This window comes from Janthinobacterium svalbardense (assembly GCF_002327145.1).
Taxonomy (GTDB): Bacteria; Pseudomonadota; Gammaproteobacteria; order Burkholderiales; family Burkholderiaceae_D; genus Janthinobacterium; species Janthinobacterium tructae.
The window spans coordinates 363,164-387,783 of record NZ_CP023422.1 but is presented as its reverse complement, the minus strand read 5'-3'; the positions used below and the strand labels follow the sequence as shown (position 1 = coordinate 387,783).

Here is a 24,620-nt window from a genome sequence, read left to right as displayed (position 1 = left end):
TAGTTGTACTTTTTGTACTACTTAGTCATTTTTATAATACACAACTTAAATTTAACGCACAATACAGTATAACTACGGGGATTTTTCGCCAGCCCGAATGGCGCAAACCTGCGCTTTGACGCGCTCATTTCCAGGCCGCATGTATCATTTGCGCCGCTTTTTCCGCAATCATCACGGTGGGCGAGTTCGTGTTACCAGAAGTAATGTACGGCATGATGGAGGCATCGACCACCCGCAAGCCGGCCACGCCGAGCACGCGCAGCTGGCTGTCGACCACGCTCGACGCATCGCCTGTCACGCCCATGCGGCAGGTGCCCACGGGGTGAAAGATGGTGGTGCCGATCTGGCTGGCCGCCTGCGCCAGCTCTTCCTCGCTCTGGAATTGCACGCCGGGCTTGTATTCCTGCGGCGCAAATTTTTTCAGGGCCGGCGCGGCGGCGATGGCGCGCGTCAGGCGCAAGGCGTCGGCCGCCACGGCGCGGTCCGGCTCGGTACTCAGGTAATTGGGCACGATCTTCGGCGCCGCATAGCTGTCGGCCGAAGCGATGTGCACATGGCCGCGCGAGGTGGGGCGCAGATTGCAGACACTGGCCGTAAACGCGGGAAACGCGTGCAGCGGCTCGCCGAATTTGTCCAGGGAAAGCGGTTGCACGTGATATTGCAGGTTCGGCGTGGCTTGCTGCGGGTCGGACTTGGCAAACGCGCCCAGCTGCGACGGTGCCATCGACATGGGCCCGCTCTGAAATAGCGCATATTGCAAGCCGATCTGCATCTTGCTGACAATATTGCTGGCCATCACGTTCAAAGTTTTGACGCCCTGCACTTTAAAGACCATGCGCAGCTGCAAATGATCTTGCAAATTGCCACCCACGCCAGGCGCATCGAGCACGGGAACGATGCCATGCTGCAGCAGCAAGGCGGCCGGGCCGATGCCGGACAGTTGCAGCAATTGGGGAGAACCGATGGCGCCCGCCGTCAGCAAGGTTTCCCGTTTGGCCGTCGCCTGCCACTGCGTGCCGCCGCCCGTAAACACGATGCCCGTGCAACGGGGTCCCGACTCCGAAGTCTCAATCAATAGACGTTCCACGTGGCAACCCGTCATGATGGTCAGATTCGGGCGCCGCGACGCCGGTTTCAAAAACGCTTTGGAGGTATTCCAGCGGATGCCGCGGCGCTGGTTGACGTCGAAATACGCGCTGCCGCTATTATCCCCACCGTTGAAATCGCTGGTTTTCGGGATGCCAACTTGCTGCGCCGCATCGCGGAAAGCATTCAAAATATCCCACGACAGCCGCTGTTTTTCCACGCGCCACTCGCCGCCTGCGCCATGGTTTTCCGACGCGCCACCGTAGTAATCTTCGCTTTGCTTAAATAGCGGCAAGACGTTGTCCCAGCGCCAGGAAGCGTCGTCCGTCAGGTCGGCCCAGTGATCGTAATCGCCGGCCTGGCCGCGCATGTAGATCATGCCGTTGATGGAAGAGCTGCCCCCGAGCACTTTTCCGCGCGGATACATCAGGCTGCGCCCGCCCAGGCCCGCGTCCGCCTGCGTGGAATACAGCCAGTCCGTGCGGGGATTGCCGATGCAATGCAGATAGCCGACGGGGATGTGTATCCACACGTAATCGTCCTTGCCGCCCGCTTCCACGAGCAAAACGTTGGCATCCTTGTCGCGTGTGAGCCGATTGGCCAGCACGCAACCTGCCGTGCCGCCGCCCACGATGATGTAGTCGTATTCGCCTGCTGATTCCAATGAAGCTCCTTTCGGTATGCCATCAAGCTGTCGCGCGGCGTGTCTCCCCGCCGCGTCCCGTTACCAGAGTCTGTCTTTCTTCATGCATGCATGGCTGTTGAGCCAGATTGAGATTACCACCAGTGCCGGGCCAGGGCGACATTATTCGTGGCAAGCCTCGCGACAAGCTAAAAAGCCGGGAAAAACAGGGGCTGCAAGCTGTGGATAACCGTATGGATATCCACAGGGACGATATGTGCGTAAACGAAAAATTTTTTCGGCAGCGTTTTTTTGTCCAGAAACCATCCCAGGCAGATACAACCCTTACTCAACGCTTATACGCACGCCAAGCGATTGTTTACAAGGATAAATCGGGACTTATCCACAGAAGATGCCACCGTTAACTACTATTACTATTCTTGTATACGAACTTGTTAAGGTAAACCCGACAACGCGCGCTTTGCCTGTGCTTCGCCTTCGAAAAGGTTCACAAACCAGTCCTCAAAAAAGCCGACGAGCTGCTTTGGCTGACAAAAAAAATCCAGCCAACAACTGAGCAACGAAAACCGGCACGGCCGGCATCACGCGCACTGCACTGCCAAACCGTTTTGCAAAATGGAAACGTCAACCGGCTTGAGCAGGCACAGTGCCAGCAAGCGGTTCGATATCGAAAAGAGGGGGAATTTGAAGCGATTGTGGATAAGTCACTTAATATCCACAGGATGACTTGTGCGTAACCACGAACTTTTGCGCAGGCCCGCATTTTATACAATTTTGCTCCTCGCGTGATACAGCGATTATGCACGCTTTATTTTGCGCTTAAACGCTTGATCCTGTTGAAAAAAAACGACTTATCCACAGAAAAAACCGCGTTTACTATTACTACTATTTTTATATATAGATCTATTGTAAACCGACAAAAAAAGCGGAAGACCGGGGATATTTTCAAAAAGCATCCAAAAAAAAAGCCAACGGCGACATCGCGACCCACTGCCAAACCGTCTTGCAGGAATCACCTGGATGCCAACGTTCGCGAAAGAACAGCGTCCGTGGTCGCTCAAACTTGATTGCCCAACAGGGATCTGAGGGTACGAAGCACGTCAAACATGCCACTACAGCAAGAAAACCCGTGATTTTTGCTTGCTGCTGTGGATAAGTGCCTGCATATCCACAGGATGAGATGTGGGAAAAGTCGATCTTTGTCCACAGCCCGATTTTTATCCCAAACAAGTCCTCGCTCGATACAATGCTTGTGCGCCTACTTTTTTGTGCGCTAAGTCGATGATTTTTCGACGGTATACCGACTTATCCACAAAAAAATGGTCGTTTACTATCACTACTATTTTTATGTATACATCTTTATTTAAAACACAGAAACAAACGCGAACGGTGGAAAAGTCGCCGAAACGGCTGTTTTCACCCTGTAAACCGTCTGGCAATTCAAAAAACCTGTAAAAACAGCATGAAATCACACATAAAAATGCGTTTAGGCATCATCAGTGCCTTGCACGAAGAACAGCAGGGGCTGGTAGAAGCCATGCAAGGCCCCCAGAGGCGTTCACACGGCATGCGCGACTACACCCTGGGGACCTTGTGGAATATCGACGCTGTGTGCGTCCTGTCGCGTCTGGGCAAGGTTGCCGCTGCCATGACAGCTTCTATCCTTGTGGAAAAGTATGGAGTTACCCACATCGTCTTCACCGGCGTGGCCGGCAGTGGGGATAAACACGTGAAAGTGGGCGACATCGTGGTGGCCGAAGCGCTGCTGCAGCACGATATGGACGCCCGACCTTTATTTCCCCGCTTCGAAGTGCCGCTGACGGGACTGCAGCGCTTTGCCACGGACCTGGAACTGAGCACGCAACTGGCAGCTGCCGCGGAAGATTTCCTGCGTGACGATGTTTCCAGCGTGCTCAAGGCGGCCGATATCGCGGCGTTTGGCTTGCAGCACGCGCAAGTCCACCGGGGCCTGATCGCCAGCGGCGACCAGTTCATCAGCAGCGCCGCGCATCTGAATCAGCTGAAAGCGGATATTCCCGACCTGCTGGCCGTCGAAATGGAAGGCGCCGCCGTGGCGCAAGTATGTTTTGAACTGGGCATGCCGTTTACGGTCATGCGCACCATTTCCGACAACGCCAACGAAGAGGCCGCCGTCGACTTCATGCGTTTCGTGCAAACGGTCGCCTCGCCGTACGCGTTGACGGTGATTCAACAGCTGTGCCAGCGCCTGGCCGGCTGATTCTTCATCAAGCGTGCATGAAAAAAGGGCAGAACCACTGGTTCCGCCCTTTTTTCATTCAACAGCTGCTTATATTTTAGACGCTGAGCATCATTAAACTGGCATTCCCGCCGGCTGCCGTCGTATTCACGCACAGCGCCCGCTCAGCGACCAGGCGCCACAGGGGGATGACACCCTCCTGCGTGGTGGCGATGGTGCCCACCAGGGCCCCTTCCCGGGCCGCCAGCAGCGGTTTGAGCTGGCCATCGAGACTCGGCTCGATCATGGCGATCTGGAAATCATGCTTGACCGACTCCAGGCTGCTGACGACCTGGATGCGGTCCTTCAGCGCCGCCGGCAAGTCGCCCGGGATCAACTCCGGCGCTTGCGCCAGCACCAGGGCCTGGTTACCGGTGGCCAGCACGGCCGCCAACTGGTTCATCAGCGTGCCGGAGGTGGCCGCCGCGCACAGAATTGTGCCTCTTGCGGCAAAGCTCAGGGTATTGCGCTCGCCGGTCGGGCCTGGCAAGACGGTGGTGCTGCCCAGCAAGGTCGTGCGCGCGTATTCCTGCGCCAGTTGCTCGACCTTGTCGTGACCATGCATCTTGGCCCACACGGTCAGCGCATCGAGCGCTGGCGGCGCCTGGCGCTGGTGCTGTGCACCGGCAGGCGCATTGCGCTGCAGGCGTTTCAGGTACAAGGGGCCGCCTGCCTTCGGACCGGTCCCCGATTTGCCTTCGCCGCCGAACGGCTGCACGCCGACGACGGCGCCGACGATGTTGCGGTTCACATAAATATTGCCCACGTGCGCGCGCCTGGTGATGAAATCGATGGTTTCATCGATGCGCGTATGGATGCCCAGGGTCAAGCCGTAACCGCTGTCGTTGATCGATTGCACCAGTTGCGGCAGTTCGGCCCGCTTGTAGCGGATCACGTGCAGCACGGGGCCGAAGACTTCCTGCGTCAATTGCGCCAGTGACTTGATTTCCAGTACGGTCGGGGCAACGAACGTGCCTTTGACGGTCGGTAAATCAAGCGAATAATGGTCGATGGCCACGGTTTTCATCTTGTTGATGTGTGCCAGCAGATTGCTTTGCGCTTCCGCATCGATGACGGGACCGATATCGGTGGCCAGACGGTCAGGATTGCCAACGCGCAACTCCTGCATGGCGCCTTTCAGCATGTGAATGGTCTTGTCGGCAATTTCCGCTTGCAGGAACAGCACGCGCAAGGCCGAGCAGCGCTGGCCGGCGCTATCGAAAGCGGACGACATCACGTCTTGCACCACTTGCTCCGGCAAGGCGGACGAATCGACGATCAGGGCATTCTGGCCACCCGTTTCGGCGATCAGGGGAATGTCGATGCCTTCGGCCACGGCACGCGCGGCCAGGTTGCGGTTGATCAATTGCGCCACTTCCGTCGAGCCCGTGAAAATCACGCCTTTCACGCGCGCGTCATTGCACAGGCCGGCGCCGACGATCTCGCCGCTGCCGGGCAAAAACTGCAGCGCACCGCGCGGCACGCCCGCCGCATGCAGCAGTTGCACGGCGCGGTGGGCGATCAGCGGCGTTTGCTCGGCCGGCTTGGCCAGTACCACATTGCCGGCGGCCAGGGCGGCGGCCAGCTGGCCCGTGAAGATGGCCAATGGAAAATTCCACGGGCTGATGCAGGTGACGGGACCGAGCGCCAGGGTTGCCGGCGCGTGTTCCACCTGCGCCGCGTAGTAGCGCAGGAAGTCGACGGCTTCGCGGATTTCCGCGATCGCGTTCGGCAAGGACTTGCCCGCTTCGCGCACGGCCAGGGCCATCAGCTCGATATGGTGTTCCTCGAACAGGTCGGCCGCGCGTTGCAACGCTTGCGCGCGCAGCGACGGCTCGGTGGTTTGCCAGTCGATGGCATACGCGCTGGCGCTGGCCAGCGCCGTTTCCACGTCGGCCGGACCGGCTTCCATGACCTTGCCCACGACATCGTCGTGCTGGGCCGGATTGTGCAGCATGTGCGTGGGGCCATTCAGGCTGACGGCGCCATCGATCAGCGGCGCTGCCTGCCAGGTCTGCTGCTGTGCCAGGCCGGTGGCCAGGGTGCGCAAGGTGTCTTCATTCGACAGGTCCAGGCCGGCCGAGTTCCTGCGTTCGCTGCCAAACATGTCCAGCGGCAACGGAATCGACGGGTGCGGCAAGCCGCCCTGCAGGCGCGCCTGTTCCAGGGGATCGCGGATCAGGCTATCGATGGCCACGCTTTCGTCGACGATCTGGTTGACGAACGACGAATTGGCGCCGTTTTCCAGCAGGCGGCGCACCAGGTAGGCCAGCAGGGTTTCATGCGAGCCGACGGGCGCGTAGATGCGGCACGGTTTGTCGAGATTGTCGGGGCCGACGACCTGGTCGTACAGGGTCTCGCCCATGCCGTGCAGGCACTGGAATTCGTAGTCGCTAATGCCGTCGCGCTTCGCCCAGGTATAGATGGTCGCCAGGGTTTGCGCGTTGTGCGTGGCAAATTGTGGATAGATCAGGCTGCTGGCGGCCAGCAGTTTTTGCGCGCACACGAGGTAAGAGACGTCCGTGTAGACCTTGCGCGTGTAGACGGGATAGCCTTCCTGGCCATCGACTTGCGCGCGTTTGACTTCCGCATCCCAATACGCGCCCTTGACCAGGCGCACCATGAATTTGCGGCCGCTGCGGTGCGCCAGGTCGACCAGGAAATCGATGGCGAAGGGGCAGCGTTTTTGATACGCCTGCACCACGTAGCCGATGCCGTCGAAACCGGCCAAATCTGTATCAAAGGCAAGCGCTTCCATCAGGTCGAGCGACAGTTCCAGGCGGTCCGTTTCTTCCGCATCGATGTTGAAGCCGATGTTGTACTGTTTGGCCAACAACAGCAGCGCTTTGACCTTCGGCAGCAATTCTTCCATGACGCGGGCGCGCTGGGCGCGGCTGTAGCGCGCGTGCAGGGCCGACAGTTTCACGGAAATGCCGGGGCCGTTGCGGATGCCGCGGCCGTTCGAGGCCTTGCCGATGGCGTGGATCGCCGTTTCGTACGAGGCGTAGTAGTTGGCCGCGTCTTGCTGCGTCAGTGCCGCTTCGCCCAGCATGTCGTACGAGTAGCGGTAGCCGCGCGTTTCATTCTCGCGGCTGTTCTTCAATGCTTCCTCGATGGTCTGGCCTGTCACGAACTGGTTGCCCAGCATGCGCATGGCCAGGTCGACGCCTTTGCGGATCAGCGGTTCGCCGCCTTTGGCGATGAGCTTGGTCATGGCCGAGCCGAGGCCCGATTCGCTGCTGGTACTGACCAGTTTGCCCGTGATCAGCAAGCCCCAGGTGGCGGCGTTGACGAACAGCGACGGCGATTCGCCCAGGTGCTTCTTCCAGTCGCCTTTGCTGATTTTGTCGGCGATCAGGCGATCGGCCGTCTGACTGTCGGGTATACGCAACAGCGCTTCAGCCAGACACATCAATGCAACACCCTCTTCCGACGACAGCGAGAACTCGTGCATCAGTGCATCTACGCCGGAGGCGCGTGTGCGTTTGTGGCGCACGTTCGAGACCAGGCGGTGTGCCAGCGCTTGTCCCTCGGCCGTCGTTTCGGTACTGCTGGGGCGCACTTGTTGCAACAGCCACTGCACGGCGGAAACCTCATCGCGCCTATAGGCGGTGGTGATGGCAGCGCGTTGGGGTGTCGCTTCGGGCAGGATTTCTGCCTGGAACGCAGCAAAAGGAATCGGGGTAAAAGCCGAGGGGCCTGCAGGGTGCATAAGTGCTCTTTACAAGGAAAAAGGGGACGAAAACTGACGTAATTCTTGCTCTTTTTTGGTGCAAAAAAATACAGAAAGTCGGACGTTAAGATGATTCGATTGTAAAGGGGATTCTTATGGATTAATTCTGGTAATACAGGGGGCTAGCAATAGATAGTTTTTGATGCGACAATTTAACCAAATAATATTAATTTGGGGGTGATGGTAATGCTGGACAAGATCAGTAAGAAAATCTTGATGGAATTGCAGAGCGATGGACGCATCAGCAATGTGGAGCTGGCCGCGCGCGTGAACCTGTCGCCGGCCGCCTGCCTGGAGCGCGTGCGCAAATTGCACGAATCCGGTTACATCATGGGCTATACGGCCCAGTTGAACCCGCAACTGCTCGACGTCTCGCTGCTGGTGTTCATTGAAGTGGTGCTCGATCGCACGACACCGGAAGTGTTCGACGCCTTCAAGCATAGCGTACAAATCATCCCAGAGGTACTGGAATGTCATATGGTCGCTGGCGGTTTCGATTACCTGGTCAAGGCGCGCGTCAAGGACATGGCCGCCTACCGCGAATTCCTGGGCAAGACGCTGTTGCAGAAAGGTGTGCGGGAAACCCACACTTATGCCGTCATGGAAGAGGTCAAAAACACCACCAAATTGCCAATTAAGTGACCTTGGTGTAGCCGCCCCACTTTTCTGATTGAGCTATCGGAACAAATGTTGTAGGGTAGAACTACACACTGCTATCCAGTAGCCGCCTGAAACGCCGCGCAGACGTCATGTTCAGGGTGCAAGGTGGGCAATCGTGCCCACCCGCATACGGTTACAGCACGTCCCTTTCGCGGGACGTGACGGGTTCGCGCAGCGGGGGACAAATGAAGCAGTTGCAGCATCAGCTGGTGCGTTTCTTTGCATTCACGATCCTGGCCATGGCCGTAGCCTGTTGCCTGGCCTATCTGCTGCTGCTGTCGGGCGGCGACCATCCGTATCTGATAGCCTGCGTGGCTGCCGCCATCGGCGCGGCGCTGCTGGCGTTCGCCGGCCGCCCGCGCGGCGAGCCGGGCTTGCACCAGTTCGCCGACACGGTGGGCAACGCCATCGACGCCATCATGATCGGCGCGGCGGAAACCTCGTATTTTGTCGATTCCGTCAAACAGAAGGTGGAACTCGATGTGCGCACGGCCAGCGACATCGCCGACAGTTCCGCACAAAATGCCGTGATGACGGAAAAGATCGCCGCCAATGCGGAACGGGCCGCCAAGGTGGCCGCCGGCGTGCGCGTGGAAAGCGTGGCGGCGCGCGCCGAAGTGGATCAGGGGCTGGGCCGCATCAATAAGGCCCGCGAGGAAGCGCAAGGCGCCTCCAGCACCATGCTGAGCTTGCAGGACAAATCCAAACGCATCACGGGCTTTACGGAAGCCATTTCCGATATTTCCGCGCGCACCAACTTGCTGGCGCTGAACGCCGCCATCGAGGCGGCGCGTGCTGGCGAACACGGGCGCGGTTTTGCCGTGGTGGCCGGTGAAGTGCGGCAATTGGCGCAGCGCACCAAGGAAGCCTCCGATGAAATCAGCGTGATGGTGCGCGAAATAAATGAACAGTCGGAAAAAGCTGCGCGTGGCATGAGTTCGCTGGCGGCGGGCGTGACGGAAGCGGCGCGCAATGTGGAAAGCGTGCATGCCTCGCTCAGCCATATCGAGCAGTCATCGGGCGAGTCCGAGGACGAGATCGGGCAAATCGCCCGCGCCTCGCGCGAACACGTCGAGACGACGCAGCTGATCGCCGACGCCATCCTGCAAATCCGCGACAGCATGCTGTCGACGAATGTCGAATTGCCGCGTGCCACGCAGTCGGCCATGGCGTTGGCAGAGCGGGCCGAGGCGATCGCCGGCGCTTTGGGCGAATCGAGCGTGGCCACGCCGCACGACGAGATCCGTGCAGCGGCCCAGCGCGCCGCGCGCGAGGTGGGCAAACTGTTCGAGCAAGCCATCGCGTCGGGGCGCATCACGCGCGAAGCCCTGTTCGATCGCCACTACCGGCCCATCCCGAACACCAATCCGCCCAAGCACAACACGAAGTTCGACGCGTTTACGGACAAGGTGCTGCCGGAGTTGCAGGAAGGCGTGCTGGCGGCATTACCCCATCTGGCGTATGCGGGCGCCGTCGACAACAATGGATATTTTCCAACGCACAACAAGAAGTTTTCCCAGCCGCTGACGGGCGATTACGCCACCGATATGGTGAATAACCGCACCAAGCGCATCTTCAGCGACCGCACGGGCAAGCGCTGCGGCAGCAATACCAAGCCTTTCCTGTTGCAAACGTATAAGCGCGACACGGGCGAAGTCATGCACGATTTATCCGTGCCCATCCACGTCGATGGCAAGCACTGGGGCGGTTTCAGGATTGGTTATCGCTCCAGTAACCACGCATGATGAACATCTGATTAAATCTACTGCGCGTCGTAATTTGCGGCCTGCGATGCTCACTGTGCTAGAGCACAGTTCCGCTTCTCGGGCCAACGGGGGCGCCGAGCCTTACTTCCGCTCGCTACGATTTTCTCAGACGTTCGTGCCGCTAATTTTTTCACTCAATATGCGGCTTGGGTGCCACGCCGCCGCCGGCCGCCGTAGCCGTCCGTAAAGTGGGCGTGTTCATGCTTTCCAAGTGGTTGCGTAACCACTTGTGGGCGGGGCTGCGGGCATCGCGCTCGTGCCACAGCATGTCCAGGTGGACGGCCGGCAGGGTCAATGGCAAATCCTTGTACAGCAAGGACTCCGTCATGCCCGTCGAGGCAATCAAATGGCGCGGCAAGACGGTGATCAGGTCGGAATTGGCGACCACTCTGCCGGCCGTGAAGAACTGGTTGACCGTCAGCAAGATGCGCCGTTCGCGGTGGATCTGCGACAGGGCTTCGTCGATCAAGCCATGCGCGCGGCCGGAAAAGCTCACCAATAAATGGTTCGCCGCGCAATAGTTATCCAAGGTCAATTCCTTGTCAGCCAGCGGATGGCCGCGCCGCATCACGCACACATACTTGCCGGAATACAGGCGCTCGTGTCGGATGGGCGAACCCGTTTCGCTCGACAATTGCGCCGCCACGCCGGGAAAGAAGCCCACGGCCAGGTCGATATCGCCGCGCAGCAGCATCGGGCGCGGTTCGCGCGTGGTCAGCGGCATCATGCGCACGTTGACGCCCGGTGCTTCCCGTTCGATCGAGCGCATCAGCGAGGGCAGCCAGAAGGCGGCCGTCGCATCGGCCATGGCCATGCGGAAAGTGGCGTGGGTCTTCGACACGTCGAAGGTTTCCGGCGTGACGGCCGCTTCCAGGCTGGCCAGGGCCGAGCGCACGGATGGCCACAGCGCTTCGGCGCGCGGCGTGGGTTTGACGCCATATGCCGTGCGGATCAGCAATTCGTCACCGAGGCTCTCGCGCAGGCGTTTGATGGCGTTCGATACCGCCGGCTGCGTCATCGCCAGGTGGCCGGCTGCGCGCGTCAGGTTTTGTTCCGTCATGACGGCGTCGAAAACACGCAGCAAGTTCAGATCCAGCGTCAGAAAACTCATGGAAAGCCCAAGATAAAAGTTGAATTGATTACTTGAGAGTGTAAACCGCGCCGCGCGCGAATATTTTCACTCGTCAAAAAATATTACCGTTTTCCATTCACGATTCATATAATTGGTATCAAGAAATGGAATTAGATTTATATGTTGCACTGCACTATAGTACTGGCAAATTCTATAATGCACTGGAACAGTATGTCTACCTTCGCCTCCGCCCTGTACGCAGTATCCGCACCCGTGCTGGAAATTTCCCTGCTGAACGCCCTGCAACTCGTGCTGGTGATCGTCGCCGTGGGCGCGTTCGCCCTGCTGTTCAAGCCTTTGCTGGTGGGCATCGCCCGCGCCATGGTGCTGGTGGTGCGTCCCAAGCTGAGCCGTGAAGAGCGCCTGGCACGCCAGCAGATGCGTGAAGCGCAAGCCTTGCAACGCACCCTGGGCAAGATGGATGGCGTGTCGCCCAGCAATGCTGCTGAATTGCGCGCCCTGTCGACGCGCGCCTGAGCGATCAACTGTTGCAGCATGACAAGCCGGCCTGCGCCGGCTTTTTTTACGCCCGCGTTTTGCTTCAGGCCGCTTTAGGCCATATCGCCCAGCAAATGGGCGCGCAGCAAGCTGTCGGCCGGATGGGCGCCGATCCAGATCTTCAGCAGCGCATTGTAAAAGGCCAGGTCCGGCACCGTGTCGCCCACCTGCTTGCCGTTCAGCTTGCACAACGTTCCCTCTTCCGGCAGCCAGTCCACCGTCAGGATGTCGCCTTTTTTCAGGCCGGGCACCATGGCGAACATGGCGCCGAACTGCATCGTCTGGCTCAGCAGGCGCGTGCGGTCGGCCTGCTCGGAGCTGCGCTTCAAGCCCTGCATGAAGGCGTGACCCAGCTCGTCGGAAGTGATGTCGCGCAACATGACGATTTCCAGACGGCGCGGCCCGGGCAGGGCCAGGATGTCGGCCAGCTGGGTTTTCTTTTCCGGCAGGTACAGCGCAATCGTGTAGACCTTGAAGATGACCTTGTAGCGCACGCCAGCGCCGTTGAGTTTCAATTCGCGGCTGGCCAGCTGCACGGTCTCGTCCAGTTTGACGCCGCCGACCTCGACGGCGAACGCTGCTTGTGCCAGGGCAGCGCACAGGCAGGCAGAAGCCAGGGAGCGGCCCAAACGGGATGTGCTTATTTGCATCTTCTACCTCCGTGGAAACCATGGGCTGTGGATAAGTCAGCACACAGTGTAGAACAGTTGGCAGAAGCTGGCGCCACGCAGAAGTGGCACAGAAATGGCGGGGAGAAAAGCTTAGGGCTTGGCAGGCAGCTCCGCCTGCAGGCGTTCGTACTTGGCCATCAGTTGTTCCGGGCTTTCGCGCCAGGCGGGATTGAAGGGGATGCAACTGACGGGGCACACTTGCTGGCATTGCGGCTCGTCAAAGTGACCCACGCATTCGGTGCACTTGTTGGGATCGATTTCATAGATTTCCGCGCCCATGTAGATCGCGTCATTCGGGCACTCGGGCTCGCAAATATCGCAATTGATGCATTCGTCGGTGATCAGTAATGCCATGATTTCACTCTTACTTATTGCGATGATGCAGCGTTGGCGGCAATCTTGTTTTGCAGCCAGCGGTTCACCGAGGGGAAGACAAACTTGGAGACGTCGCCGCCCAGTGCCGCGATTTCGCGCACGATGGTGCCCGAAATGAACTGGTACTGGTCGGACGGTGTCAGGAACATGGTTTCGACATCGGGCAGCAGGTAGCGGTTCATGCCCGCCATCTGGAATTCGTATTCGAAGTCGGAAACGGCGCGCAAGCCGCGCACGATGACTCTCGCTTCATGCTTGCGCACGAAATCCTTGAGCAGGCCGGAAAAGCTTTCCACTTGCACATTCGGATAGTGACCGAGGACTTCGTTGGCGATTTCCAGGCGTTCGTCGAGTGAGAAAAACGGTTGCTTGTTCTTGCTGTCGGCCACACCGACGATCAGCTTGTCAAACAGACCCGATGCGCGGCGCACCAAATCTTCATGACCGCGCGTGAGCGGATCGAATGTTCCTGGATAAACGGCTACAACCATTGCGGCTCCCTGATGATGCACCAATATAGACGCGCATTATGCCTGAAATTGGTGACCACCTTGGTGCTGCGCCTCGGGCCAGGGAGCCTTTTTGCCGCATTTATAGGCAGATTCAGGCAGTTACCGTCACTTTGTTGTAAGTTAGCAAATGATAATACACGGTGCCCGCCTTGTCGGCACGGATGACTTCCCACGGCGCCATCCACTCGGGTTTGTCCAGTTCGCTGCTCTCGTCGAAGACCAGCGGCAAGCCCGATTCCGCGTAGACCATGCCGCCTTCCTTGAGCAGGTTGGCGCACAAGGGCAGCACTTTCGCCAGGAAATCCTGCTGGTACGGCGGGTCGAGGAAGATCAGGTCGAAACGCTGGCCGCGCGATGCCAGGCCTTGTGCCGTCAGCAACGCGTCGCCGCGCAGCAGTTGCACATTCTCGGCGCGCAATTTCGCCTTGTTTTCTTCCAGCTGGCGGATCACGGGCGTGTGTGTGTCGACCATGGTGACGGACGCGGCGCCGCGGCTGGCCGCCTCGAAGCCCAGTGCGCCGCTGCCGGCGAACAGGTCCAGCACCTGGGCGTTGGACCAGTCGCCGTCGCGCAAGTGATTGATCCAGTTGAATACGGTTTCACGCACGCGGTCCGGTGTCGGGCGCAGGCCCAGTGCCTGCAAAACAGGCAGCACGGAACGCTTCCACTGGCCGCCGATGATACGCACCTGGTTCGGTGGCGGCGCGTGGTGGACGGGGACTTTGGCGGGTTTTTTAGTTTTCTTTTGCATGGGCATTTAGAACACCCAACAAAACCTACTGCGCGTCGCGATTTGCGGCCTGCGATGCTCACTGTGCATTCGCACAGCTGCGCTTCTTAGCCACAACTCACTGCCGCTCGCTACGGTTTTGTTAGGCGTTCCATTTCTTCAATTTGGTGGCGGCCACTATAGCATATGGCCCCACCTCCCCTGCTGGCGCTGCCTGTCTATTTGGCTTGTGTGGCCAGGGAATTGAAGTCGTCGATCCAGCCCTGCATGCGCTTGACGGCGTGGGCTTTTTGCGCTGGCGTGGCAATCTTGATCACCGTCAAGACCATCTGCGCCGTGCTGCTTTCGTAGGCATCGAAGAAGGCCTTGCGTTCGGAATGTTCCAGGCGCTCGAAACTGTCCTTGATCAACGTCGTGATCAAGGTCGCGGCCGCTTCCTTGCCGAGTCTTTCCTGGTGGACTTTCTTGACCAGGTTCAATACGTTCTGCTGGCGCCGCATGCGTTCGTCGAGCCAGATCTCATTGTTCAGCGGACGCGCGTCGGACGCCTTGCGGATGATCGCTTCCTGCTCGCTGCTGAAGCTGCCGAACCACAGTTCGAATTGCTCCATGGCTTTCTTGTAGCGCAGTTTCTGGCGATTCTCCTGGTCGCCGCTTAGATATTTCTTGCGGTAATCGTCATTGTTCGACTTGAACTTCTTTTCCATCTGCGCGATTTGCTCGGGCTTGAGCGAGCGCGCCAGGTCGGCCAGTTCGGGCGCCGCCTTCAGCAGCAGCGCCTGGGTGCGCTGCTTGACCTCGCCGTAGTCGGCCATCAGGTCCGCCTGCGTGATATTGCCTTGCAACTGTTTCTGGCCCGTGCGCAGGATGTCCACGTAATCCTTCAATTGCGTCTTGCGGTGCCAGTCGAACAGCTTGTCAATGTCATCGCGCACCCAGCCCTTCTGGTCGCGGTCCAGGTCGACATACGCGTTCAGCCACCAGTACAGCACGGTATCGCCATTGTTGTAGGCCAGGCGCAAGCCGCTGCAGCCGGCCATGACGACGAGCAGGAGGGCCAGCACGGCATAAGTAAAACGCCCAAAGGGCATGGAAGACGAGGCCTGCGTGTTAAACTTTTTCATATTCTTAACTTATAAAAGACGGTCTATGAACGTTGTCATTCTCGCTGCCGGTATGGGCAAACGCATGCAGTCGGCACTGCCCAAGGTATTGCACCCGTTGGCGGGCAAGCCGCTGTTGTCGCACGTCATCGACACGGCGCGCGGCCTGGCGCCGTCCCGATTATGCGTGATTTACGGGCATGGGGGCGCCGCCGTGCTGAAGTTGCTCGACGGCTACAAGACCAGCCATGCCCTGACGATCGACGCCGCCGAGCAAACGCAGCAGCTGGGCACCGGCCATGCGGTGCAGCAAGCCGTGTCCTTGCTCGATGACAGCGTGCCGACCCTGATCCTGTACGGCGACGTGCCGCTGACCAGCGCCGCTTCTCTGCAGCAACTGGTGCAGGCGGCCGGCAACGATAAACTGGCCATCTTGACCGTGGAACAGGACGATCCGTTTGGCCTGGGCCGCATCGTGCGCGACAACGGCGCCATCGTGCGCATCGTCGAGGAAAAGGATGCCACGCCAGAAGAGCGTGCCATCCGCGAAATCAACAGCGGCATCATGGTCGCGCCCACCGTGCAGCTCAAACAATGGTTGTCGGCCTTGTCGAATGACAATGCGCAGGGGGAATACTATCTGACCGATATCGTCGCGCAAGCCGTCGCCGATGGCGTGGCCGTCACCTCGGCCCACCCGGCTGCCGTGTGGGAAGTGGCGGGCGTCAATAGCAAGGTGCAATTGGCGCAGCTGGAACGCATCCACCAGAACAATATCGCGCAAGCGCTGCTGGAACGGGGCGTGACCCTGCTGGACCCGGCCCGCATCGACGTGCGCGGCGAACTCATTTGCGGCCGCGATGTCACCATCGACGTCGGCTGCGTGTTCGAAGGCAGAGTCGAACTGGGCGACGGCGTGCGCGTGGGCGCCAACAACGTCATCATCAATGCCACGCTGGCCGCTGGCGCGCACATCAAGCCGTTCTGCCATATCGAGGACGCCGTCGTTGGCGCCGCCTCCATCATCGGCCCCTACGCGCGCCTGCGCCCGGGCACGGTGTTGGCGGAAGACGTGCATATCGGTAACTTCGTCGAAGTGAAAAACAGCCAGATCGCCGCGCACAGCAAGGCCAACCACCTGGCCTACATCGGCGACGCCACCATCGGCTCGAAGGTCAACATCGGCGCCGGCACGATTACCTGCAACTACGATGGCGTGAACAAGTTCCGCACGGTGATTGAAGACGACGCTTTTATCGGCAGCGACAGCCAACTGATCGCGCCCGTCACCGTCGGCAAGGGCGCCACCCTGGGCGCCGGCACGACCTTGTCGAAAGATGCGCCGGCCGGCAAGCTGACGGTCTCGCGCGCGCGGCAAGTGACCATCGACGGCTGGACGCGCCCCGTGAAAATCAAGAAATAAGCGCAACGCCTTCGTTACACATGACGCCGTCAGCCGGTCCGGGCTGGCGGCGTTTTTTTACGCCTGTGGATAATCCTGTGGAGCGTTGGCTGGTAACCGGGGATAAGTTACGTCATTCTTCGTATCCGGTATTTTGTGTGCATTGGCGAGTGTGGATAAGCATGTGAACAAGCATGCGGACAAGTGATGGATAAGCCCGGTATAAGCTGCGTATAAACAGTAAAAAACCTGTGGAAAAGACGGGATAAGTTATCCGGTTCAGCTTGCTGCTCCAGCGTGCAGGCCAGTCTGTACAGAAGCCAAAAGCGCTTCGGATTTTTGCCTGTCTGGATTGTGGATAAACTTGTGCATGATTGGCGGATAAGCCATGAATAACTTATAAGTCATTGTATCTAAAGTCTATTTAATGAGTATTTTTCGAGCCTGCTTGTTGATAAAGCTGTGCAAAAGCCTGTGATTAAGACGTGGGCAAGCGCTGGATAAGGCGGTATAAGTTTTACATGCAAACCGATGTACATTTGTTGCGAGGCTTCATGTGAGGCCGGATGTGGCGGGCGTGAAAATCGGTGACTTTTATGCTGTGGATAAACTTGTGTGTAAGCAGGAGAAAAGGTGGGGATAAGAGGGGATAACTTCTCTGCCTGTCTGCTTCACACCGCGATACGCGTCTCGAATTTGCTGCGAAACGTGGAAAAGTAGCTTTTCACGTTGCGCACATTCGCATGCGCGGCAAACAGGCGGTGCGCCAGCGCGTGATACGCGGGCATGTCGGCCACCTGCACCATCAGCACGAAGTCGGGTCCGGGCGAGACGCGGTAGCATTGCAGCACGGCGGGCTCGTCCGCCACGACTTGCTCGAATTCCGCCATGCGTTCCGCCGCCTGTACGTCGAGCGTGATTTCCACGATGGCCGTCAGGCGCGCGCCCACCAGCTGCGGCGCGACGATGGCCACTTGCCGCTCGATGACGCCGCTTTCCCGTAAATGTTTGACGCGCCGCAAACAGGTGGGCGCCGAGACGTGCACCGCTTGCGCCAGTTCACTGTTGGTTTGCGATGCATCAATTTGCAAGGCGTTCAGGATGCGACGATCAATCTCGTCGAGAGTAATGTTGTGTTCGCTCATGATTTTGATGAATTAGAGAATAAATACAGTTTAAATGAAATAATATTTCACCGCAAAATAGCCATGAAATATTCAGTCAAAAATACACGTATTTAGAAAGCATATTTCATACGCTCTGCATTAGCATGCGTGCATTGATGAATTTTTAGACAGAGGTTTCCATGTGCGGCATCGTCGGCGCGGTAGCGCAACGTAATATCACTCCCATCCTGCTCGAAGGCTTGAAGCGCCTGGAATACCGTGGCTACGATTCCTGCGGTATCGCCCTGCACGCCGATGGCCGTTTGCAGCGTTCGCGCTCCACCTCGCGCGTGGCCGAGCTGGAAAAGCAGATCGCCGAAGAGGGCTTGAGCGGTTTTACGGGCATCGCCCACACGCGCTGGGCCACGCATGGCGCCCCTGTCAACTTCAATGCCCACCCGCATTTTTCCCCAACGGAAGAGAACGCCCGCGTGGCGCTGGTGCATAACGGCATCATCGAAAACCACGATGAGCTGCGCGCCGAACTGATGGCCCTCGGCTACGTCTTCCAGAGCCAGACGGATACGGAAGTGATCGCCCACCTGGTCGAGCACATGTACAACGGCGACCTGTTCGAGACCGTGCAGCAGGCCGTGAAACGCCTCGATGGCGCGTATGCGATTGCCGTCTTCTGCCGCGACGAGCCGCACCGCGTAGTGGCCGCGCGCCAGGGCTCGCCCCTGATCGTCGGCCTGGGCAATGGTGAAAACTTTGTCGCTTCCGACGCCATGGCGCTGGCCGGAACGACGGACCAGATCATCTACCTGGAAGAAGGCGACGTGGTCGACCTGCAATTGTCGCGCTGCTGGATCGTCGACGTCGATGGCAAGCCTGTCGAGCGCGAAGTGAAAACCGTGCATGCGCACACAGGCGCGGCCGAGCTGGGTCCGTATCGCCACTACATGCAGAAGGAAATCTTTGAACAGCCGCGCGCCATCGGCGACACGCTCGAAGGCGTGACGGCCATCATGCCGGAACTGTTCGGCGACAAGGCCTATGCCATCTTCAAGCAGATCGACCGCGTGCTGATCCTCGCCTGCGGCACCAGCTCGTATGCGGGCATGACGGCGAAATATTGGATCGAAGCGATTGCGAAAGTGCCCGTCAGCGTGGAAGTGGCCAGCGAATACCGCTACCGCGACAGCGTGCCGCACCCGAACACGCTGGTGGTCACCATTTCGCAAAGCGGCGAGACGGCCGACACCCTGGCCGCCCTGAAACATGCGCGCAGCCTGGGCATGTTGCACACCTTGACCATCTGCAACGTGGCCACCAGCGCCATGGTGCGCGAATGCGCCTTGGCCTACATCACGCGCGCCGGCGTGGAAGTGGGCGTGGCGTCCACCAAAGCGTTTACCACGCAGCTGGCGGGCCTGTTCCTGCTGACCCTGTGCCTGGCGCAAGTCAATGGCCGCCTGACGGAAGAACAGGAAGCGGCGCACCTGAAAGCCATGCGCCACCTGCCCGTCGCCATCGCGTCCGTGCTGGCGCTGGAACCGCAAATCATCGCCTGGTCCGAGGAATTCGCGCGCAAGGAAAACGCCCTCTTCCTGGGCCGTGGCATGCACTACCCGATCGCCCTGGAAGGCGCGTTAAAACTGAAGGAAATTTCCTACATCCACGCCGAAGCGTATCCGGCCGGTGAATTGAAACACGGCCCGCTGGCCCTGGTGACGAATGAAATGCCGGTCGTCACCATCGCGCCGAACGACGCGCTGATCGAAAAGCTCAAATCGAACATGCAGGAAGTGCGCGCCCGTGGCGGCCAGCTGTACGTCTTCGCCGACGTCGACTCGCGCATCAGCTCCGGCGAAGGCTTGCACGTCATCCGCCTGCCCGAGCACTACGGCGATTTGTCGCCGATCCTGCACGTGGTCGCGCTGCAACTGCTGGCGTATCACACGGCGCTGGCGCGCGGCACGGATGTCGACAAGCCACGCAATCTGGCGAAGTCGGTGACGGTGGAGTAAGCAGGGCGGGGGCCGCCCCGGGCTTATTCCTGCTCATTAAAGTCGTAAATGGTTCATTAAAGTCGTAAATGAGTCATTAAAGTCGTAAATTGAGTAGGTGAGCCAAGACCGCCAGCACGTTAGCGTGGGTCGTCGCTGATCATGGTGTTGGCGCCGACGCCATATAGACCCACAGCACCGATTACGCTTGACCCAGGCTTCGCCAAGGAAAGCCGCACTGAGCCTACGTTTGTGCGAATTCACTGGAGTCAACGAATCTCGGTGCCTGGGTTAATTTAACGTCGGTGCCAACACTTCAATGTATAGAGGCTTTTTTCTGGCTGTTCAATTTAGCGTTGGGTAATCCGTCGTCCGCCGCCTATGAATGGAAAATAGCAGCACACCAACCTATCGTTGTGTCCGGAATTACTTGACCACAGCAGGCCTGACTATTTACTTTTCACTTTGACCAGGATCTGCATAAGCATCTCTGGCACCGCTCCCTCGGCCTTGAGTGTTGCTGTCCGGTACGCGAGTTGATTCTTCGCGAGACTGATACCTGCGGCAGCCTCGACGTTATTGCATGCAGTGATCCATTCGATCCAGTTCGCCGATAGGAACGCCTCAAGATGATCCTCAAAGATCGCTATCTCGTCGCCAACGAAAGCAGATGGAAAATCCTCTTCAGCGAGGTCGAAGTACTTCAATAACACTCGATTCGCTGCCACATGGCCCACTCTCTCGGCATCAATCTTGTTCTGCGCCTTTCCATTTGCCTTCGCACGGGCTTCAAACCCGCCATCCGCATCGAAGAGTGCATAGACCGGGATACCGATCGACGTCAGGATCGCATGTGCGAGTGGGATCGATGTTTTTCCTCCTACGGGGACGACGGAGACGCCAGCGGCCTCAAGCGAGCCGAGAGAGGTTTTATCACCAATGCCGTAGAACACTGACGACTCTGTCGTGCCTTCCACGAGGAAAGCCCGATGCGCGAAAAGCGCCACGGAAAGCTGATTCGCAACGATGCCATCGAGCTGACGTTCAACTGTATCGGCGCTCAGTACTCCATTCAGCCTGGCCTTCACGTCATTGAGCGTAGCGCTGTGGACAGTGACTACAGGAGTCTCGTCCGAGGACCTAGTTAGCCGCCTGACTTGGTTGAAATGTCGCGCCTCAAGGAAGTAGGGACTATGAGTCGCGTAAGTCACTTGGATGCGCTTACCTGCGTCTTCGGCGAGCGACCGGAGCACTTTCGCGAACGTATGGGCTTGGATCGGATGCTGATAGAGTTCCGGCTCTTCGATCGCCAAGCAAATGATACCCTCTGCCGATGCTGCACCTGACTGCGCCAAGAGCTGGAGCGCCGAGATCAGAAGTGTGCGCTGAAAGCCATGCCCTTGGCGCTCCACGGCAGTCTCGGTTGTGCCATCGCGTACGGCTATCTGGAACGTGGTTCGAGGGGCCTTGAGTTCCACCTCTGTAGGGGAAACCGTGATAGCCCGACCAGGGGAGTAGGACGCGACGACTCCGTTTAATTTCGCCGACATTGCTTCAAGCTGTAACTTGAACTTCTCGTCGTAGACTTCTTGTTGCTTAGCACGTGATTCCTCTACGATCTTCGCGATCTCCTCATCGGCAGCCGCACGATCGACTGAACGCTCAAGGATTCGACCGATAATGCTCGACTTCCCGTCAATCGACTCTTCGCTAGCCCGAAGGTCGGCAGTCACCAGGACGAAATCGAAAAGGCCACTCATCTTGCCACCGCTGTTGAAACCGAAGAAGTTGGTTTGTAGGGACTCTGGCGCTTCGACAAGCTGGTCGGTGTGATCGGCTTCCCAGGTCGTCATAGCTTGGTTGGCAGCCTCGACATTGCTCCAAACTGGGAGACCAAGCGATGAATTTGAGCTTCGCAGGTCGTTGTAAGAGGCTTTTTTGTCGGCCGCTGATGTCTTAGCGCGGATAGTGTTGAACGGCGCGTAGTTCTTTGAGTTCGCAGATAGGCTTTCAGCCCCGTCTGGGCCGCGACGCTTCCAAGCAGTGAAGGTAGTCACCCCTGCTGGAGCGTACTTGCCAAGTTCAGCCCGATCCTTTTCGGTGAGCTCAGCGAATGTGACTTGAACCTCAATATCTTCGTCAATTGCCTCGAACGAACAGTCTTTCTCAGTCAACGAACCAAGCTTGCCGTTAAAGTACCAATCGAGCGCACGAAGTACAGTTGACTTGCCGGCTCCGTTCGGCCCGATGAATGTTGTGACAGAATCGAAGGGGATCATCACGTCTTTCAACGTGCGGAAGTTCTTGATACGAACGGATTGAATTTTCATTTCAGGTTCGAGCTCCTTGTGTCTTTTGCCAGACGATGCCACCAAGGATAGCATCTTGCTCATCTGAAAAATACATGGATTCTCACGTCTGCAAATCTGATGTATATGATGAATAATCAGACTGCGGCTGGACTGATTCAGTAAGTAGTGTGCGGGGTGATGTGGTGACGATTCCCAACTAATCCGCAGCGCAAATTGGCTTGGGCCTAATAGCCGAAGAGAACTCCTTGAGCATGTGCTCGTACTGCTCGAAGCATTGTTCGCTCACTACCGGCAACTGGAGGATGCATTGAATAGAAACGCTGATTAACTTCACCGGAGTGTCCAATAATTGCATGGCTGCCTACCACTGTACTCGGAGGGAGAGAAATTGGCGTTACGTACATAACAGGGTTTTCTGCTTCGGTGCGAAACGTTTTTTTTTGCGTTCGTATATGAAAAATATTCCTCCATAGAGAATATTTTTCCGTCTCGTCGGCCTGCCTCTCCTTCTTCGGGCGCCGCGCGAAACAGCCTTACACCTCGTATCATCCAGTGCAACATCATTAATCAAATTTGTGGATTTATCCATACGAATGTAGAATGTTCCCCATAATCAAGGAACCTTCGAGACCAGCCATGCATGAAGAATGGAACGAACGAGCTACCAATTTGCTCAAGTCCGAAATGGCTCGCGCCGGGGTCAGCTATGAAGAGTTGATCAGCCGCTTGCAGGAAATCGGAATCGACGAAGGCTACAAGGGCTTGGTAAACAAAATCAACCGTGGTGCCTTTAGCTTCGTGTTTTTCATGCAGTGCATGAAGGCGCTCGGCATCACTGAAGTCCGGCTGTGAACAGTCCGGCGAGAAGAACAGCGGATAGGATGGAAAACTGAAATGCCAACATTGACGTGGGTAGGAAAAAATAAAGTTGTCAATCATCACCATGACGTACCGTTCCGGGTATTGGACAAGCAGTATCGATTCGACGCGCCGGGCGAAGGCCAGGATAGTCCAGCGGACAACCGCATCATACGCGGCGACAATCTCGAAGCCCTGAAAAGCCTACTGCCAGAGTTCGAGGGCAAAGTAGATTGCATCTACATAGACCCTCCGTACAATACGGGGAATGAGAGCTGGGAGTACAACGACGCGGTCAACGATCCGAAAATAAAGAAATGGCTCGGGAAGGTAGTTGGCAAAGAGGGCGAGGATCTGTCGCGCCACGACAAATGGCTTTGCATGGTATATCCGCGCTTGAAGCTTCTGCATCGCCTACTAGCGAAGGACGGCGTGATTTTCATCAGCATTGATGACAACGAGCTTCATCACATGCGATTGATTGCCGACGAAATATTCGGTTCCAACAGTTTCGTCGCGAACATTGCCGCAATCACTAACTTGAAGGGCCGGAATGACAAGAAGCACGTCGCCGCATGCCACGAATACATATTGATCTATGCGAATCGCGACTTCGTTTCATATGGACTGCCGTTGTCTGATGCGCAGCGAGCAGCCTTTAAATACGTCGATCAAAACGAAAAAAAATATGCATTGAGGGATCTCCGTAAGAGAGGCGGCCCAGACAAGCGTGTTGACCGCCCAAATATGTTCTTTCCCTTGTTCTGGAATGAGTCGCTGGACAAATTTTTCCTGGAGCGAAGCTCGCAGGAAGACGTAGAAATACTGCCTATTCTGAGTGACGGCACCGAAGGCCGGTGGCGTTGGGGCAAGGAGAAGATTGAAGCCAATTTGGCATGGTTGCACGCGAAGCGTCCGAACGGAAAACGCTCCAAGCGTTGGGGCTTGGAACACCGTGTCTATCTCGATCCATCAATCTCCATAGGAGACGACGATATCGAAAATGAGGATGACGAGGACGAAGAAGACGCGTTGTTCGAAAGGACTTCAAAGCCCAAATCGTTCTGGCTCGGAGGAGAGTTTTCGAGCGACGCCGGGAAACGGATGTTCAAGGCCATATTGCCGGGTAAGAAGTTCGATTTCCCGAAGTCTATTGATCTCGTCAAGAGATGCCTGCAGATGGGGGCTCCGAAAGACGGAGTAATCCTGGACTCCTTTGCTGGCACTGGAACTACGGCGCATGCGGTGCTCAAGTTGAATGCTGAGGACGGAGGCACTCGCCGGTTCATCCTGATCGAAACGCTCGACTATGCTGAAACGCTTACAGCGGAACGCGTACGCTGCGCGATCACCGGCTACGGCGAAGGAAAGAACGCAGCCCCAGCTCTAGGCGGCGGCTTTGATTTTTACAGCATCGGCGAACCGATATTCCTGGACCAGGAGAGGCTGAATGAGTCGGTAGGAGTCGATGCGATCCGTCGTTATGTAGCTTATAGTGAAGGCGTGCCGCTTCAATATCGTGTGAGTCAAGACAATCCGTATTCGCCGTATCTGTTGGGCCTCAATAGCGATACTGCATGGCTTTTCCACTACGAGCCGAATCAAGCGACATGCCTCGATCTCGACTTCCTCGGCACCTTGAAATTCGGCAGCGCAAAACCTGGAACAGCTATTATCTACGCTGACCGCTGCCTGCTCTCCAAGGAATTCATGGCTAGGCACAATATAATCTTCAAGAAAATACCGCGCGACATCACGCGATTCTAA

General features: G+C 57.6%; 18 protein-coding genes. 8 read left to right on the top strand and 10 right to left on the bottom strand.

Features of this window, described 5'->3' with window-relative positions:
* Positions 1 to 124: 124 nt before the first annotated feature.
* Positions 125 to 1,750, bottom strand: coding sequence for a GMC family oxidoreductase (locus tag CNX70_RS01595; RefSeq protein ID WP_096232921.1), 1,626 nt, complete (start codon positions 1,748 to 1,750; stop codon positions 125 to 127).
* Positions 1,751 to 3,209: 1,459 nt separating this feature from the next.
* Between CNX70_RS01595 and CNX70_RS01590 the strand changes: the two genes are divergently transcribed.
* On the top strand, positions 3,210 to 3,968 hold the full coding sequence (locus tag CNX70_RS01590) for a 5'-methylthioadenosine/adenosylhomocysteine nucleosidase (RefSeq protein ID WP_167389596.1): 759 nt from the start codon (positions 3,210 to 3,212) through the stop codon (positions 3,966 to 3,968).
* A 76-nt stretch (positions 3,969 to 4,044) separates the two neighbouring features.
* On the opposite strand, the gene putA is transcribed toward CNX70_RS01590, so the two are convergent.
* Positions 4,045 to 7,698, bottom strand: a complete 3,654-nt coding sequence (gene putA, locus CNX70_RS01585) for a trifunctional transcriptional regulator/proline dehydrogenase/L-glutamate gamma-semialdehyde dehydrogenase (RefSeq protein ID WP_096232917.1) — start codon at positions 7,696 to 7,698, stop codon at positions 4,045 to 4,047.
* 207 nt (positions 7,699 to 7,905) lie between these two features.
* On the opposite strand from putA, the gene CNX70_RS01580 reads away from it, so the two are divergent.
* Both CNX70_RS01580 and CNX70_RS01575 read left to right on the top strand, forming a co-directional pair.
* Positions 7,906 to 8,361, top strand: coding sequence for an Lrp/AsnC ligand binding domain-containing protein (locus tag CNX70_RS01580; protein WP_010393827.1), 456 nt, complete (start codon positions 7,906 to 7,908; stop codon positions 8,359 to 8,361).
* A 203-nt stretch (positions 8,362 to 8,564) separates the two neighbouring features.
* Positions 8,565 to 10,124, top strand: a complete 1,560-nt coding sequence (locus CNX70_RS01575; RefSeq protein WP_096232915.1) for a methyl-accepting chemotaxis protein — start codon at positions 8,565 to 8,567, stop codon at positions 10,122 to 10,124.
* 151 nt (positions 10,125 to 10,275) lie between these two features.
* Here the strand turns inward: CNX70_RS01575 and CNX70_RS01570 are convergent, their stop codons facing one another.
* Positions 10,276 to 11,256 (bottom strand): LysR family transcriptional regulator, encoded by a 981-nt coding sequence (locus CNX70_RS01570; protein WP_034752642.1) that lies wholly within the window; start codon positions 11,254 to 11,256, stop codon positions 10,276 to 10,278.
* Positions 11,257 to 11,448: 192 nt separating this feature from the next.
* Here CNX70_RS01570 and CNX70_RS01565 point away from each other — a divergent pair, with 192 nt between their 5' ends.
* Complete coding sequence (locus CNX70_RS01565; protein ID WP_070218913.1) at positions 11,449 to 11,754, top strand: hypothetical protein; 306 nt, start codon at positions 11,449 to 11,451, stop codon at positions 11,752 to 11,754.
* A 74-nt stretch (positions 11,755 to 11,828) separates the two neighbouring features.
* On the opposite strand, the gene CNX70_RS01560 is transcribed toward CNX70_RS01565, so the two are convergent.
* The 5 genes from CNX70_RS01560 to CNX70_RS01540 all read right to left on the bottom strand — a co-directional run bounded on the left by CNX70_RS01560 (position 11,829) and on the right by CNX70_RS01540 (position 15,187).
* A complete protein-coding gene (locus CNX70_RS01560; protein WP_096232913.1) occupies positions 11,829 to 12,425 on the bottom strand; it encodes a chalcone isomerase family protein in 597 nt (198 codons plus the stop codon).
* 111 nt (positions 12,426 to 12,536) lie between these two features.
* A complete protein-coding gene (locus CNX70_RS01555) occupies positions 12,537 to 12,800 on the bottom strand; it encodes a YfhL family 4Fe-4S dicluster ferredoxin (RefSeq protein WP_070303217.1) in 264 nt (87 codons plus the stop codon).
* 14 nt (positions 12,801 to 12,814) lie between these two features.
* A complete protein-coding gene (coaD, locus tag CNX70_RS01550; protein ID WP_034752633.1) occupies positions 12,815 to 13,312 on the bottom strand; it encodes a pantetheine-phosphate adenylyltransferase in 498 nt (165 codons plus the stop codon).
* 112 nt (positions 13,313 to 13,424) lie between these two features.
* Positions 13,425 to 14,084 carry a 16S rRNA (guanine(966)-N(2))-methyltransferase RsmD gene (gene rsmD, locus CNX70_RS01545; RefSeq protein ID WP_208624482.1) on the bottom strand — a complete coding sequence of 220 codons (660 nt, stop codon included), beginning with the start codon at positions 14,082 to 14,084 and terminating at the stop codon, positions 13,425 to 13,427.
* Positions 14,085 to 14,281: 197 nt separating this feature from the next.
* Complete coding sequence (locus tag CNX70_RS01540; protein WP_244199000.1) at positions 14,282 to 15,187, bottom strand: DUF6279 family lipoprotein; 906 nt, start codon at positions 15,185 to 15,187, stop codon at positions 14,282 to 14,284.
* Between the two features lie 25 nt (positions 15,188 to 15,212).
* On the opposite strand from CNX70_RS01540, the gene glmU reads away from it, so the two are divergent.
* Complete coding sequence (glmU, locus tag CNX70_RS01535; RefSeq protein WP_096232909.1) at positions 15,213 to 16,589, top strand: bifunctional UDP-N-acetylglucosamine diphosphorylase/glucosamine-1-phosphate N-acetyltransferase GlmU; 1,377 nt, start codon at positions 15,213 to 15,215, stop codon at positions 16,587 to 16,589.
* A 650-nt stretch (positions 16,590 to 17,239) separates the two neighbouring features.
* Here glmU and CNX70_RS01530 read toward each other — a convergent pair.
* Positions 17,240 to 17,713 carry an Lrp/AsnC family transcriptional regulator gene (locus CNX70_RS01530; protein ID WP_071080034.1) on the bottom strand — a complete coding sequence of 158 codons (474 nt, stop codon included), beginning with the start codon at positions 17,711 to 17,713 and terminating at the stop codon, positions 17,240 to 17,242.
* Positions 17,714 to 17,874: 161 nt separating this feature from the next.
* On the opposite strand from CNX70_RS01530, the gene glmS reads away from it, so the two are divergent.
* Positions 17,875 to 19,704 (top strand): glutamine--fructose-6-phosphate transaminase (isomerizing), encoded by a 1,830-nt coding sequence (gene glmS / locus CNX70_RS01525; RefSeq protein ID WP_096232907.1) that lies wholly within the window; start codon positions 17,875 to 17,877, stop codon positions 19,702 to 19,704.
* Between the two features lie 428 nt (positions 19,705 to 20,132).
* Here glmS and CNX70_RS01520 read toward each other — a convergent pair whose 3' ends face one another.
* On the bottom strand, positions 20,133 to 22,013 hold the full coding sequence (locus CNX70_RS01520) for an ATP-dependent nuclease (protein WP_096238227.1): 1,881 nt from the start codon (positions 22,011 to 22,013) through the stop codon (positions 20,133 to 20,135).
* A gap of 618 nt (positions 22,014 to 22,631) precedes the next feature.
* Between CNX70_RS01520 and CNX70_RS01515 the strand changes: the two genes are divergently transcribed.
* Together CNX70_RS01515 and CNX70_RS01510 are read left to right on the top strand one after the other, a co-directional pair.
* Positions 22,632 to 22,847 (top strand): DUF6471 domain-containing protein, encoded by a 216-nt coding sequence (locus tag CNX70_RS01515; RefSeq protein ID WP_096232905.1) that lies wholly within the window; start codon positions 22,632 to 22,634, stop codon positions 22,845 to 22,847.
* 42 nt (positions 22,848 to 22,889) lie between these two features.
* Positions 22,890 to 24,620 (top strand): site-specific DNA-methyltransferase, encoded by a 1,731-nt coding sequence (locus tag CNX70_RS01510; RefSeq protein ID WP_096232903.1) that lies wholly within the window; start codon positions 22,890 to 22,892, stop codon positions 24,618 to 24,620.

What these genes read in the sequence shown, in the direction of transcription:
- putA (WP_096232917.1), bottom strand. Translation starts at nt 7,698, where the DNA reads ATGCACCCTGCAGGCCCCTCGGCTTTTACCCCGATTCCTTTTGCTGCG.
- CNX70_RS01560 (WP_096232913.1), bottom strand. Translation starts at nt 12,425, where the DNA reads ATGCAAATAAGCACATCCCGTTTGGGCCGCTCCCTGGCTTCTGCCTGC.
- CNX70_RS01570 (WP_034752642.1), bottom strand. Translation starts at nt 11,256, where the DNA reads ATGAGTTTTCTGACGCTGGATCTGAACTTGCTGCGTGTTTTCGACGCC.
- coaD (WP_034752633.1), bottom strand. Translation starts at nt 13,312, where the DNA reads ATGGTTGTAGCCGTTTATCCAGGAACATTCGATCCGCTCACGCGCGGT.
- CNX70_RS01520 (WP_096238227.1), bottom strand. Translation starts at nt 22,013, where the DNA reads ATGAAAATTCAATCCGTTCGTATCAAGAACTTCCGCACGTTGAAAGAC.
- CNX70_RS01555 (WP_070303217.1), bottom strand. Translation starts at nt 12,800, where the DNA reads ATGGCATTACTGATCACCGACGAATGCATCAATTGCGATATTTGCGAG.
- rsmD (WP_208624482.1), bottom strand. Translation starts at nt 14,084, where the DNA reads ATGCAAAAGAAAACTAAAAAACCCGCCAAAGTCCCCGTCCACCACGCG.
- CNX70_RS01565 (WP_070218913.1), top strand. Translation starts at nt 11,449, where the DNA reads ATGTCTACCTTCGCCTCCGCCCTGTACGCAGTATCCGCACCCGTGCTG.
- glmU (WP_096232909.1), top strand. Translation starts at nt 15,213, where the DNA reads ATGAACGTTGTCATTCTCGCTGCCGGTATGGGCAAACGCATGCAGTCG.
- CNX70_RS01515 (WP_096232905.1), top strand. Translation starts at nt 22,632, where the DNA reads ATGCATGAAGAATGGAACGAACGAGCTACCAATTTGCTCAAGTCCGAA.
- CNX70_RS01575 (WP_096232915.1), top strand. Translation starts at nt 8,565, where the DNA reads ATGAAGCAGTTGCAGCATCAGCTGGTGCGTTTCTTTGCATTCACGATC.
- CNX70_RS01590 (WP_167389596.1), top strand. Translation starts at nt 3,210, where the DNA reads ATGCGTTTAGGCATCATCAGTGCCTTGCACGAAGAACAGCAGGGGCTG.
- glmS (WP_096232907.1), top strand. Translation starts at nt 17,875, where the DNA reads ATGTGCGGCATCGTCGGCGCGGTAGCGCAACGTAATATCACTCCCATC.
- CNX70_RS01580 (WP_010393827.1), top strand. Translation starts at nt 7,906, where the DNA reads ATGCTGGACAAGATCAGTAAGAAAATCTTGATGGAATTGCAGAGCGAT.
- CNX70_RS01510 (WP_096232903.1), top strand. Translation starts at nt 22,890, where the DNA reads ATGCCAACATTGACGTGGGTAGGAAAAAATAAAGTTGTCAATCATCAC.
- CNX70_RS01530 (WP_071080034.1), bottom strand. Translation starts at nt 17,713, where the DNA reads ATGAGCGAACACAACATTACTCTCGACGAGATTGATCGTCGCATCCTG.
- CNX70_RS01540 (WP_244199000.1), bottom strand. Translation starts at nt 15,187, where the DNA reads ATGAAAAAGTTTAACACGCAGGCCTCGTCTTCCATGCCCTTTGGGCGT.